The sequence below is a fragment of the Kitasatospora sp. P5_F3 genome (genome assembly GCF_054049135.1).
Map to the genome: position 1 here is coordinate 66,475 of NZ_JBFUMY010000033.1, position 12,829 is coordinate 79,303.

The 12,829-nt window shown below is 72.8% G+C and carries 10 protein-coding genes and 1 pseudogene; 9 read left to right on the forward strand and 2 right to left on the reverse strand.

Features of this window, described 5'->3' with window-relative positions; genetic code table 11:
- Window positions 1-53 precede the first annotated feature (53 nt).
- Window positions 54-1,247, forward strand: a complete 1,194-nt coding sequence (locus tag ACXJMZ_RS21275; RefSeq protein WP_457031644.1) for an alpha/beta hydrolase — start codon at window positions 54-56, stop codon at window positions 1,245-1,247.
- Between the two features lie 79 nt (window positions 1,248-1,326).
- Window positions 1,327-3,597 carry an ArnT family glycosyltransferase gene (locus tag ACXJMZ_RS21280; protein WP_457031645.1) on the forward strand — a complete coding sequence of 757 codons (2,271 nt, stop codon included), beginning with the start codon at window positions 1,327-1,329 and terminating at the stop codon, window positions 3,595-3,597.
- Between the two features lie 28 nt (window positions 3,598-3,625).
- Here ACXJMZ_RS21280 and ACXJMZ_RS21285 read toward each other — a convergent pair whose 3' ends face one another.
- On the reverse strand, window positions 3,626-5,164 hold the full coding sequence (locus tag ACXJMZ_RS21285) for an alpha/beta hydrolase (RefSeq protein WP_457031646.1): 1,539 nt from the start codon (window positions 5,162-5,164) through the stop codon (window positions 3,626-3,628).
- Window positions 5,165-5,392: 228 nt separating this feature from the next.
- Here ACXJMZ_RS21285 and ACXJMZ_RS21290 point away from each other — a divergent pair, with 228 nt between their 5' ends.
- The 3 genes from ACXJMZ_RS21290 (at window position 5,393) to ACXJMZ_RS21300 (ending at window position 8,097) form a co-directional block, all read left to right on the forward strand.
- Complete coding sequence (locus ACXJMZ_RS21290) at window positions 5,393-6,139, forward strand: HNH endonuclease family protein (RefSeq protein WP_457031647.1); 747 nt, start codon at window positions 5,393-5,395, stop codon at window positions 6,137-6,139.
- A 69-nt stretch (window positions 6,140-6,208) separates the two neighbouring features.
- Window positions 6,209-6,814: an ArsR/SmtB family transcription factor gene (locus ACXJMZ_RS21295; RefSeq protein ID WP_457031648.1), complete on the forward strand. Its 606-nt coding sequence runs from the start codon at window positions 6,209-6,211 to the stop codon at window positions 6,812-6,814.
- Window positions 6,811-8,097 carry an MFS transporter gene (locus tag ACXJMZ_RS21300; RefSeq protein WP_457031649.1) on the forward strand — a complete coding sequence of 429 codons (1,287 nt, stop codon included), beginning with the start codon at window positions 6,811-6,813 and terminating at the stop codon, window positions 8,095-8,097. Before ACXJMZ_RS21295 ends, ACXJMZ_RS21300 begins: the two co-directional genes overlap by 4 nt.
- A 97-nt stretch (window positions 8,098-8,194) precedes the next feature.
- Here ACXJMZ_RS21300 and moaA read toward each other — a convergent pair whose 3' ends face one another.
- Window positions 8,195-9,190: a GTP 3',8-cyclase MoaA gene (moaA, locus tag ACXJMZ_RS21305; protein WP_457031650.1), complete on the reverse strand. Its 996-nt coding sequence runs from the start codon at window positions 9,188-9,190 to the stop codon at window positions 8,195-8,197.
- 130 nt (window positions 9,191-9,320) lie between these two features.
- Here moaA and ACXJMZ_RS21310 point away from each other — a divergent pair, with 130 nt between their 5' ends.
- The 4 genes and pseudogenes from ACXJMZ_RS21310 to ACXJMZ_RS21325 all read left to right on the forward strand — a co-directional run bounded on the left by ACXJMZ_RS21310 (window position 9,321) and on the right by ACXJMZ_RS21325 (window position 12,772).
- The gene (locus ACXJMZ_RS21310; RefSeq protein ID WP_457031651.1) at window positions 9,321-9,974 is read left to right on the forward strand and encodes a nucleotidyltransferase family protein; all 654 of its coding nucleotides are present in this window, start codon (window positions 9,321-9,323) and stop codon (window positions 9,972-9,974) included.
- An 88-nt stretch (window positions 9,975-10,062) separates the two neighbouring features.
- On the forward strand, window positions 10,063-10,923 hold the full coding sequence (locus tag ACXJMZ_RS21315) for a hypothetical protein (protein ID WP_457031652.1): 861 nt from the start codon (window positions 10,063-10,065) through the stop codon (window positions 10,921-10,923).
- Between the two features lie 151 nt (window positions 10,924-11,074).
- Entirely contained in the window at window positions 11,075-11,860 is a 786-nt protein-coding gene (locus ACXJMZ_RS21320; RefSeq protein WP_457031653.1) for a hypothetical protein, read from the forward strand.
- A gap of 115 nt (window positions 11,861-11,975) precedes the next feature.
- Window positions 11,976-12,772 (forward strand): annotated as a pseudogene (locus tag ACXJMZ_RS21325) ((2Fe-2S)-binding protein).
- Window positions 12,773-12,829 lie beyond the last annotated feature (57 nt).

The following is a 12,829-nucleotide window of genomic DNA, read 5'->3' on the forward strand; positions in this document are numbered from 1 at the left end:
CCGGTCGGTGGGGTCTGGCGAACTCTCAGGAATCTCTCATCTACGATCAGCAAGTGCCCAGCCTGACCGGAAACCTGACTCAGATCATCGCCGTCCTGCTCGCGACGGCCGCCTTCGTCGCCACCCTCTCGCTCTGGCCGAAACTGGCCGGACCCGGCTGGAAGTCCTGGACCGGTCGGCTCGGCGCCTTCCTGGCCACCCAGGTCACCGTGCTGGTGGCGATGGGCCTGGTGGCCAACTCCTACTTCGGCTTCTACACCAGCTGGAGCGACCTGCTCGGCTCCGACGGCGAGCCCGGCACGGTGGTCGAGCAGCAGCCCGGCAAGCCGGTCGCGGTCCGGGGCGAGCAGAAGGTGTACTCCTCGCAGGGCTCGGCCCGGGAGCGCGCGGGGGTGATCCAGCAGGTCGAGATCAAGGGCGCGTCCTCCGGACTCAGCAGCTCCGCGTACGTCTACCTGCCGCCGCAGTACTTCCAACCGGGGTACGCCGAACGGAAGTTCCCGATGGCCCTGGTGCTGGCCGGGTACCCCGGGTCGGCGGAGAAGCTGATCTCGCTGATGGCGTACCCCGCCTCGGCGCTGGCCGCGGTCGAGGCCGGGAAGCTGCCGCCGACCGTGCTGGTGATGATGCGTCCGACCGTGGTCGGCAACCGGGACACCGAGTGCATCGACATCCCGAACGGACCGCAGGTGGAGACCTACTTCGCCGAGGACCTGCCGAAGGCGGTGGCGGCCTCCTACCGGGTGTCCGACCAGCCTGAGCAGCGGGCGGTGATCGGCAACTCCACCGGCGGCTACTGCGCGCTCAAGTTCGCGCTGCGCAGGCCGGATTCGTACCGCACCGCGATCTCGCTGTCCGGCTACTACACCGCGCCGACCGATGTCACCACCGGTGACCTGTTCGGCGGCAACGAGCAGCTGGAGCGGGAGAACGACCTGGTCTGGCGGCTGAAGCACACGCCGCCGCCGACCGTTGCGCTGCTGCTGGCCACCAGCTACAACGAGCAGAACTACCCGGCCACCCAGAAGATGGTGGCCGCCTTCAAGGCGCCGACCAGGCTGGCCACCAGCTACAACGAGCAGAACTACCCGGCCACCCAGAAGATGGTGGCCGCCTTCAAGGCGCCGACCAGGCTGGCCACCATCACCCTGGACAGCGGCGGCCACAACTTCCACACCTGGACCAGGGAGATCCCGCCCGCGCTGGAGTGGCTCGGCAAACAGCTGACGCCCGTTCAGCCGGCCTGACGGCGCTCCGGTCAATTCCTGACCGTGCTCATAGCTGTGCTTCACGAAAATCTCAGCGGGGCAGCAGAGCGTAGCGCTCATGACCACGACCAGTTCCCCTCCTCCCACCAGTGAACCGTGGCCCGAGGCTGCGAACTACCCGCCGCCGGAGACCCCCGAGCCCCCGGCACGGGCCACGGTCGAACCACTGTTCCCACCCGTCGAGCTCCCGGCGGCCGGCCCCAAGGGCCCGTCCTCCTGGGCCGGCCGACTGCGGACGCTGCCCACCCGCGCCTGGCGCGGCCGACCTGACGACCCGGCCTGGGCCCGCCCCGCGCTGCTCGGCCTGCTGGCCGCCACCGCGCTGCTCTACTTCTGGAATCTGAGCTCCTCCGGCTGGGCCAACTCCTTCTACTCGGCCGCCGTCCAGGCCGGTTCGCAGAGCTGGAAGGCGTTCTTCTACGGCTCCTCGGACGCGGCCAACTTCATCACCGTCGACAAGGCGCCGATGTCGCTCTGGCCGATGGCCCTCTCGGTCCGGATCTTCGGCCTCAACTCCTTTGCCCTGCTGGCCCCGCAGGTCCTGATGGGCGTGGCCACCGTCGGCACCGTGTACGCCACGGTGCGCCGCCGGTTCTCCCCGCTCGGCGGCCTGGTGGCCGGTGCGGTGCTGGCCCTCACGCCGGTCGCCGCGCTGATGTTCCGGTTCAACAACCCGGACGCGCTGCTGGTGCTGCTGCTCACGCTGGCCGCGTACGGCCTGGTGCGGGCCACCGAGACGGCGAGTACCCGGTGGATGCTCTTCGTGGGCATGATGCTCGGCTTCGGCTTTCTCACCAAGACCCTGCAGGCCTTCCTGGTGCTGCCCGCCTTCGCCCTGGTGTACCTGCTGGTCGCACCGACCGGGCTCGGCCGACGGGTGCTCCAACTCCTGTACGGCGCCGGGGCGATGATCGCCTCGGCCGGCTGGTGGGTGGCGATCGTCGAGCTCACCCCGGCCTCCGCCCGGCCCTACATCGGCGGCTCGCAGGACAACAGCTTCCTCTCCGTCACCTTCGGCTACAACGGCTTCGGCCGACTGACCGGTGAGGAGACCGGCAGCGTCGGCGGCGGCGGTGGCCGTGGCGGCCAGGGCGGCGGCTGGGGCGAGACCGGCATCACCCGGCTGTTCGACGGCGACATCGGCGGCCAGATCGCCTGGCTGCTGCCCGCCGCGCTGCTCCTGCTGCTGGTCGGCCTCTGGGCCACCCGCCGGGCCCCGCGCACCGACGGCGCCAGGACCGCCTTCCTGGTCTGGGGCGGCTGGCTGCTCTGCACCGCGCTGACCTTCAGTTACATGTCCGGCATCTTCCACCAGTACTACACGGTGGCGCTGGCCCCGGCGGTGGCCGCACTGGTCGGCATGGGCGTGGACGGCCTCTGGCGGGCCCGCCGGCGGCTGCCGTACGCGGCGCTGCTCGGCCTCGTTGTCGGCGGCACCGCGGTCTGGGGGTACGTCCTGCTGGGGCGCAGCACCGACTTCGTGCCGTGGCTGCGCTGGGCGGTCCTGGTCGGCGGCCTGCTGGCTGCCGTCGCCCTGCTCGCGGGCACCAGGCTGCCCGCCCGGGTGGCCGGACGGATCGGTGCGGCCGCCGGAGTGGTGGCACTGGCCGCCGTACTCGGCGGGCCTGCGGCGTACGCGGTGGACACCGTCTCGACCGCGCACACCGGCTCGATCCCGACCGCCGGCCCCCGGGTCGAGGGTGCGATGGGCGGCCCCGGTGGCATGCGGCTCCCCGGCGGCGGCGAGGACGGTCGGCTGACGCTCATCCCCGGCGGCGGCCAACTGCCGCCCGGCGCCCGGGCGGTCCCGGGTGGCGCATTCCCGCAGGGCGGCGGCCGGCCCGGTGGCCAGACCGGCGGGCGGCTCCCTGCGGGCGGCATCGGCGAGACCGGCGGCCGCGGCGGTATGGGCGGCGGCGCGGGCGGTGGTGGCATGGGCGGCCTGATCAACGGCGCCCAGGTCAGCGACGAGCTGGCGAAGCTCCTGAAGCAGGACGCCGACCGGTACACCTGGATCGCCGCAGCGGTCGGCTCGCAGAACCAGGCGAGCTACCAACTCGCGACCGGTGCACCGGTGATGGCCCTCGGCGGCTTCAACGGCTCCGACCCCTCGCTCACCCTGGACGCGTTCAAGCAGTACGTCCAGCAGGGCAAGGTGCACTACTTCATCGGCGGTGCGGGCGGCATGGGCGGCGCGGAAGGCGGGATGGGCGGCGGCAGCATGGGCGGCTCCAGCCAGTCGTCCGAGATCTCCGCCTGGGTCGCGGCCACCTTCACGGCCCGGACGGTCGGCGGCACCACGGTCTACGACCTGACCACCGGCAACTGACCTGTCCCGGACCGGCCGGGGCCGGGCCTCAGGCGCAGCGGGTGCCCTTCGGGGGCGCCTGACCCGTGGTCAGGAAGGCGTTCACCGCGTCGGTGGTGCAGGTGTTCTTGCCGTAGCCGGTGTGGCCCTCCCCCTCCCGGGTGAGCAGCACGCCGTTGGTCAGCAGAGTGCTGAGCTTCTCCGCCCAGGCGTACGGGGTGGCCGGGTCGCCGGTGGAGCCGACCACCAGGATCGGCTCGGGTCCGGTCGGGCCGATCGGCTTGAGCTGCTCGACGGGGTGGTACGGCCAGGCCCGGCAGTCCGGGTCGAACAGGTCCTCGTCGGCGAAGTGCGCGGAGATCAGCGGGGCCTGGTCGTGCAGTTGCTGCTTCGCGGCCTGGAACTGCGCGTCGGTCGGCGGCGCGGCCATCGGGTCGGCGCAGAGGATCGCCGCGTAGGCGTCCATCCCGTTGTCGTGGGTGCCGTTGTCCTCCCGGCCGTAGTAGCTGTCGGCCAGGGCGAGCAGGTAGTCGCCCTTGTCCCGGGCCATCGCCCAGCCGATCGAGTTGCGCAGGTTCTCCCAGCGGGACCGGTCGCCGTACAGCCCGGCGAGCACACCCGTCCAGCCGGACCAGGCGGTCAGCTTGCGGCCGTCGGAGGTGGTCAGCGGCTCGTCCTTGAGACCGTCGAGGAACTTGGCCAGCTTCTCGGCCGCCTTGGCCGGGTCCTTGCCGAGAGTGCACTGTGCCTGTCCGGCGCAGTCGGCGGCGAAGGCCCGCAGCGACTTCTCGAAGCTGATGGTCTGCAGCACGGTGCTGTCGAAGGTCGTGGTCAGCGGGTCCACGGCACCGTCCAGCACCACCCGGCCGACTTTCTCCGGGAACTGCTCGGCGTAGCGGGTGCCGAGGTAGGTGCCGTAGGAGAAGCCGAGGTAGTTGAGCTTCGGCTCGCCGAGGGCGGCCCGCAGCACGTCGAGGTCCCGCGCGGCGTCGCGGGTGCCGACGTGGGCGAGCAGCTTGCCGGAGTTGGCCGCGCAGCCGTCCGCCAGCGTCTTGCCGCGGCTGCCGTTCCGGGCGTCGGAGGAGTCCCAGGCGTCCTGCGCCTTGTCGTCCAGGCAGCGCACCGGAGCGCTCGAGGCCACCCCGCGCGGGTCGAAGCCGACCAGGTCGAAGCGGTCGCGCAGCGGGCCCTCCCGGTAGAGCGAGGAATGCTGGACATGCCCGACCCCGGAGCTGCCCGGGCCGCCCGGGTTCACCAGCAGCGAGCCCAGCCGCTGGTCGGGCTTGGCGGCCTGACGGCGGGCCAGCGCGATCTCGATCGCCTCGTCGGCGGGAGCCGCGTAGTCCAGCGGAACGCGCAGTTTGCCGCACTGGAACGCGGACTCGTCGACCTTCTCGGTCCCGGCGTCGTCCGCACAGGCCGCCCAGGCGATCTGCTGGCCGTAGAACGGCTTCAGCGCCGGGTCCGCCTCACCCGTCGGCTTCGGGGTGGGGCTGGGGGTCGTACTGGCGACCGGAGTCGGCGAGCCGGCCGAGTCGGCGGAGGGGGCGGCGGAACTCGTGCACCCGGCCAGCAGTACGGCTGCCACCACGGCCGTCGCACTGCACCGGAACAATCTGACGATCTTTTTATTCACCGCACACGAATATCACCCCCACCCCCGATTCCTCGCATGCGTTTCCCCTCGTCCCGCATCCCGGATGTGAGCCTCCACGCACCCGCGCGGTGCGCCGTCGCGCCGACTTGACCCCCCGTGAGGCGGCTGCTCTGCTGGTGAACCGTCAGCCACCCACACCACCACCCGGGGGAGAACTCCGTGCGCGACCGCCGTACCACCCTGATCGCGACCGCTCTTCTCCTGCTGCTCGCACCGGCGTTGGCGGCCTGCAGCAGTGGCGCCAACTCCCAGGACCGGGCCCCCGCCACCGCCCTCGGCAGCAACCCGCTGCAGAACCCGGACGGCACCAAGCCCGGCCTCGGCCCGATCACCTCGCCCGAGGACCGCAAGGCCGCCCGCGACCTGATCGCCAAGGTGGCCACCGGCGAGAGCGGCGGCAAGGCCGGGTACGACCGCGACCAGTTCGGCCCGCCGTGGACGGACAACGTGGACGGCGTGCCGCTCGGCCACAACGACTGCGGCACCCGTGACGACCTGCTCGCCCGGGACGGCAAGTCCCTTGAGCACAAGGACGGTTCGACGTGCGTGGTGACCGGGATGACCATCTACGACCCGTACACCGGCAAGACCGTCCAGTGGAACAAGCAGCAGGCCGGCAAGATCCAGATCGACCACGTGATGGCGCTGTCCTACGACTGGCAGATGGGCGCCGCCAAGTGGGACAAGGCCAAGCGGGTCCAGATCGCCAACGACCCGCTCAACCTGATCCCGGCCGACGGCTCGCAGAACGCCTCCAAGGGCGACTCAGGCCCGGCCGAGTGGCTGCCCGCCAACGAGGCGGTGCGCTGCTCCTACGCCGTCCGGTTCGCCCAGGTCTCGCTCAAGTACCAACTCCCGGTCGCCCCGGCCGACAAGAAGGTCATGCTCGCCCAGTGCGCCGGCTGATCCGAGCTTTACCAAAGAAGTTTTGCAAAACTACTTTTGCAAACTCTTCGGCCGCCCTAGGCTCCGGTCATGCCCTCCGAAGACGACCACCGCCTGCTCGATCCCACCCAGGACGCGGCCGCACTGAAGGCCCTCACCCACCCCCTGCGGATCCGCCTGCTCGGCCTGCTGCGGCAGGACGGCCCCGCCACCGCGAGTGAACTCGCCGCCAGGACCGGGGAGTCCTCCGCCTCCACCAGCTACCACCTGCGGGTCCTGGCCAAGTACGCGTTCGTCGCCGAGGCCGCGCACCGCGACGGGCGGGAGCGCCGTTGGCAGGCCGTGCACGCCCTGACCTCGTGGAGCAACGAGGCGCTGGCGGCCACCCCGGACGGCCGGGCCTCCCTCAGCCTGCTCCGCCGGCGTCAGGTCGAGCACCTGGAGAGCTCGCTCGCCCGGCACGAACAGGACATCGCCGCCGGGCGGCTCGGGCCCGAGTGGGTGGAGCCGTCCGGGATCAGCGACCTGATGCCCCGTCTGACGCCCGAGTCGCTGGCCGAGCTGTGGCAGACCTTCGAGCGGAAACTCACCGAACTGACCGCCCGGGACGAGACCGACCCGCGCGCAGCCCAGGTGGTCGTACTCGCCGCCGGGCTGCCGCTGGCGGCGCACGAGCCCACCGCAGGCACGGAGTGAGCGAGCCGCAGGCCCGCCGCCGCTATCTGACGGTCAGTTTCCTCTGCTGGCTGCCGGTCGGCCTGACCATCGCTCCCCTGGTCCTGCTGCTCACCGAACGGGGCGTCACGCTGGCCGGCGTCGCGGGCCTGGTCGCCGCCTACTCGCTCACCGCCGCCGCACTCGAACTGCCCACCGGCGGCCTCTCCGATGTCCTCGGCCGCCGACCCGTGCTCGCTGCCGCCGGGCTGCTGAGCCTGGTCGCGCTCACCCTCCAGGCACTCGGCACCGCACTCTGGCTGCTCGCCCTCGGGGCGGTCCTCAAGGGCGCGGCCCGCGCGCTGTTCAGCGGCCCGGCCGAATCCTGGTACGTCGACACCGTCCAGGCGGTCTCAGGGCCCGACGCGGAGCTACGCACCGGCCTGGCCAGGGGCAGCTCGGCGGCCTCCGCCGCCCTCGCCCTCGGCACGCTGGTCGGTGGCGGCCTGCCCTGGCTGCTCGGAAGCCGGTCCGGCCTCGACCTCGGCGCGGCCACCGCCGGTCTGGTGCTCCCGCTCTCCGTCCCGCTGCTGCTGGGCGCGGCCGTCGAGATCGCCTTCGTCTGCTACGTCCTGACCGCCCTGCCCGAGCCCGCCCGACCGCCCGTCACCGTACGCGGCCTGCTCCGGGGCGTCCCGGCCACCGTGCTCGACGGGCTGCGCCTGGGGGCCCGTGACGACCTGCTCCGCCGGGTGCTGCTGAGCGCCGGGGCAACCGGGGCCGCGCTGGCCACGGTCGAACTCCTCGCCCCAGGACGGTCCGCTGCCCTGACCGGCCGGCCCGAGTCGGGCGCAGTGCTTCTCGCCGGGCTCGCCTGCGCCGGTTTCGTCTGCTCGGGTCTCGGCAGCCAGCTCGCGCCCACGGTCGCCCGGCTGGCGGGCAGCGGCGAGCGCGCGGTCCTGGCGAGCCTGGGCACCGGCGCGGTCGGCCTGCTGCTACTCGGCGCCACCATGCCGTACGGAGGCCCGGCCGCCCTGCTGCTCGCCGCCACCGGCTACGGCCTGCTCTACCTCGGGCTGGGTGCGGCGGGGCCGAACGAGAGCGACCTGCTGCACCGCCGGGTCACCGGCGCCGGACGCGCCACCGCGCTCTCCGTCCAGTCCCTGTCCCTGCAACTGACCGGCGCCGCCGCCGGGTTGACCGCCGGCACACTGCCGGCCGGGTCGCTGCCCTGGCTGCTCGGGGGCGTGGCCCTACTGGCCGGGGCCCTGCTCTGGTCGGGCCGGGGCGAGCCCGCGCCCACCCCCGAACCCGCAGGCGCCTGACGCTGCGTCGGAGCCGCCCGCACCACCCGCCGATCGCGGACATCGGCCAGCCCAACCGCACACCCACGCCACCCCGAACCCCGCCGGAGGCGACCCCTCAACCCCCGATCGCGGACATCGGCCGGTCCGGCTGGACGAAGTCGGCGGAGTTGATGTCGTGGCCGGGCCCCTTGCGGGCGATGGTGTTGCGCCAGGCCTGCTCGATCGCGGGATCGTCGGCCTCGCCGCGCAGCAGCGCCCGCAGGTCCGACTCCTGGGTGGCGAACAGACAGTTCCGCAGCTGCCCGTCGGCCGTCAGCCTGACCCGGTCGCAGCCGCCGCAGAACGGCCGGGTCACCGAGGCGATCACGCCGACCACGGTGTCCGTCCCGGCGATCCGCCACTCCTCGGCCGGGGCGTTGCCGTGCCGGCCGACCGGGATCAGCTCCCAACGCTCCGTCAGGACGGCCAGCAGCTCGTCGGCGGTGATCATCTTGTCCCGCTCCCAGGCTCCCTGGGCATCCAGCGGCATGGACTCGATGAACCGCATCAGGTACCCGTGCTCGGCGGCGAACTCGACCAGGTCGAGGATCTCGTCCTCGTTCACCCCCCGCACCGGCACCGCGTTGATCTTCACCGGCGCCAGACCGGCGGCCTGGGCAGCGGCCAGCCCCGCGAACACGTCGGTGATCCGGTCCCGGCGGGTGATCTCGGCGTAGCGCTCGGGCCGCAGGGTGTCCAGGCTGACGTTCACCCGGTGCAGCCCGGCGCTCTTCAGGTCGGCCGCCATCCGGGCCAGGCCGATGCCGTTGGTGGTGAGCGAGACCTCGGGGCCGAGCTCGGTCAGCCGGGCGACCAGGCCGGGCAGGCCGCGCCGGAGCAGCGGTTCGCCGCCGGTCAGCCGGATCGACCTGATGCCCAGCCGGGTGACCGCGATCCGGACCAGCCGGACGATCTCGTCGTCGGTGAGCACCTCGGCCTTGGGGAGCCAGTTCAGCCCCTCGGCCGGCATGCAGTACGTGCAGCGCAGGTTGCAGCGGTCGGTGAGGGAGACCCGCAGATCGGTGTGGACCCGGCCGTACCGGTCCACCAGCGGAGGAGGTGCGGTGTACATCTGTTCAGTACAGGTCCCAGCCCCGGGAAGTTCCAGGGGTGGAAGACCCGGCCGCCACCCCGGCAGCACCGACCACCATTGTGCGATCACACAACTCCCCCGGCCCCGGACCGGGCGGCAGACTGGTCTCATGGCCGCTCTCCCTTACGTTCCAGCCCTGGTGCTCGCCGCGGGCGGCGGGCGGCGGCTCGGCGGCCGGCCGAAGGCGCTGATCGGCTACCGGGGCCGCCCCCTGCTGGAACACGCGCTGGCCGTGGTCCGGGCCGGCGGCTGCGACACCACGGTCGCGGTGCTGGGCGCGGCCGCCGAGCAGGTACGGGCCACCGCCGACACCGGCAACTGTCTTCTTGTCGACAATCCTGACTGGACCAGCGGTATGGGCTCCTCGCTCCGGGCCGGGCTGGCCGGACTGACCGCCCTGCCCGCCGGGGCCGACGCCGTCCTGGTGATGCTGGTGGACACCCCCGGCGTCACCCCCGCCGCCGTCGCCCGACTGCTGGCCGCCCACCGGGCCGGCGCCGAACTGGCCGCCGCGGCCTATGGCGGCCGGCGCGGGCACCCCGTACTGATCGCCGCCCGGCACTTCGCCGAGGCGGCCGCCGGTGCGGAGGGCGACGCCGGGGCCCGCGCGCTGCTGTCCGCGCACGCCCCTGACGTGCGCCTGGTCGAGTGCGGCGACGTCGCCGTGCCGGACGACCTGGACACTCCGGCCGACCTCGCCCGCTGGACGGACCGTCAGAACGGTCGGTCGTGCGCCCCTGATGTGCCCCTGGTCTCTCCCTGAGGATTGCCGCAAATCGCGGCGACAGCCCGGCGGATCAGCGACGATGGGTAACGACCCCGGCCAGGCGACCAGAAGGACGGTGCGAGCAATGCCCGGAGTGCCGCTGCCCGACGACTTCAACGAGCAAGGGGCCGAGCGGCCTTACGGCGCGACCGAGATCCGCTGCCCGGCCTGCCGCCGCGAGCACCTGTACGAGCCGCCCAGCCTGCCCTGCCCCTGCGGCGCCCAGTTGCGCGTCCCGCTGCTGCGCGGCGGTGTGCCGGTCCAGATCAGGTTCCGGTCCTGGGAGGACTCCTGGCTGAGCATGCGCTGCCCGCACTGCGGGCGCAACGACCAGTGGCCGCAGCCGGAGTTCACCTGCAACTGCGGGGCCACCGTGCGCCTCCCGGTGGACCGCGCGCCCCGGCTACAGAGCACCGGGCCGCTCGGCCCGGGCCAGTCCCGCCGTCCACAGGAGCAACGGCCGCACATCGCCCGCCCGTTCACCGGCATCGCGTCCGGCGGCGGGCAGACCGTGCCGCCGCAGAGCACCCACCTGCAGCCCGCCGCCTGGCAGCAGCGACCGCCGTTCCGGCCGCACCCGGTGCGCACCCAGGAGGACGCGGTGCTGACGGCGGCCCGCTACCTCCAGTGGCTCGGCTTCGACGACCTGGAGCTGACGGAGGATCAGGACAGTTCGGCCATCACCCTGTTGGGTACCCGGATGGTGGCCCAGGTGGACGCCGCCGGTACGCCGGCCGACATCAAGACGGTGGAGTGTCTCTGGCTGCAGACCCTGCACACCGAGGAGATCGCCGCCGCACTGTTCACCCTCTCCGGCTTCACCCAGCAGGCCGTGGTCCGGGGCGAACAACTGCTGGTCGCACTCTTCCGGTTGGACCCGGCGGGCATACCGCAGCCCGCCAACGGCGCCGCCGAGGCGCTGATGGAGACCGGCTGGACGTTCTGATCCGAGCCACCCCGACCGGTCTGGACCACTCGATGAGGAGCGGATGGTTCCGGATCATCTCCCGCTCGTGATCTGGTGCACAAGCTCACCCACGTGTTGAATTGCCGCCACAGCAGCCCGCTCGCTGGACACCGCACACAAGGAGGTGGCGTTGTCGGAGCACGGTACGGCCCTGGGGGGCAGCAAGACGGACGCGGTGTGGCGACTGCGTTCCCGTGGATGTTGGCAGGAGGCCGCTGAACTGCTCCGCCCGGCTGCCGCAGCCGATCCGTCGGCCGCACTCGGCCGAGCCGAACTCCTCATCGAACAGTGCATGTTCACCGCCGCGCACTGGGAGCAGGCCGAACAGGCCCTGCGCCTCGCCGAGGCCGGTGCGACCACGGCCGACCAACGGGCCGGCGCGACCTGCGCCCGCGGCTTCCTGGCGTACGTCGCCAGCGTGCTCGGCCCGCGCGACCGGCTGGACGAGGCCCAGGCCGCACTCGGCCGCACCTCGGCCCTGCTGCCGCCGGACGCGCCCGGGCGGCCGCTGCTCGACTTCCGCCGGGGCCTGGTCGCGGAGAACCTGCTGCACGACCGCACGGCGGCCTGGATCGCGTACCGCAGGGCGCACGAGGGCGCCGACCGGGTCGGGGACGAGCTGCTGCGCTCGTACACCTGGCGCCACCTGGCCTCGCTCTCGCTGGCGGCCGGCGAACTGGAGCGGGCCAGGGAGGGCTTCCGGGCCTCGCTGACAATCCGTGAGGAGCTCGGCTTCACCGTGGGGGTGGCCCCCGCGCTGGCCGCGCTCGCCGAGGTGTCGGAGCCGGCCGAGGCGGTCCGGCTGCGCGCGGAGGCGGCCCGGCTGGTGCAGGCACTCGGCGGCGTACCGGTCTGGCTCGCGCGCCGCCTGAACCCGGTGCCCGCCCCCACCGCTCCCCCGGACGGCCGCGCCTGACGGGCAGCCGGGGACGGCATCAGATAAGGTGAGCCTAACCTGACTGGGGAGACCGGCAGGTGCACCTTGCCGTCCCCGGGCTCCGTGGAGCTCCGGTCGTCCCGATCGGGCCAGCATGACCGTGAGCAGCACCAAATCCCGTCGGCCCGTCAGCACAGCCCCACTGCACGGCAGTTACGCCCGCCAGCACGCGGTGTTCCCGAGCCTGCGGATCTGCACCGGGSCGCGGCGGCCGCGGAGTTGGTCCGGGACGGGTCGGCGCTCCGGGAGATGGTGGCCTTCGACGCCGGGCTCGGCCTGGCCGAGTACGGGGAGCCGCTCCGCCAGGATGTGGCCGCCGGGTTCTCGCTGCACCGGTACCTCTGGCCGGCCGCGCTGGCCTTCACGCTGCCCTGGTTCCTGGAGCGCCGGGTGCCCCGGCTGCCGGTCGACCGGGTGGCGATCAACCGCGCCGCCGGTGAACTCCTCGTCCGACCGGCCGGGTTCGCCTGCCTGCCGGACGACCCGGCAGCCGGTGCCCCCGGCACCCGGGTGGTCCCGGACGGGCCCGCCCTGCGGGCCGAGCTGCTGGCCGCCCTGACCGAGCACCTGACGCCGGTGCTGGCCGCCTTCCGCCCGCTGGTGCGGCGCGGTCCGCGCACCCTCTGGGGCATCGCCACCGACGACGTGATCGAAGGGCTCTGGTTCCTGGGCTCCCTGCTCGGCGAGGAGGAGCGGGCCGCCGCCGAGGTGTCCGAGCTGCTGCCGGGGCCGAGTGACGCACCGTTCGTCGGCGGGGCGGACTTCCGCCCGGTGGAGTCGGTGGAGTCGGCGACGGCCACCCGGACCAGGACCAGGGTGAGTTGCTGCCTCTTCTACACCGTGCGGCCGGAAGAGGTCTGTCCGACCTGTCCGCGCGTCTGCTCGGAATAGGCGAGAAAAAGTTCGAATCAGTTCGGTCATTTCATCGGACCGTACGGATAGAACCAG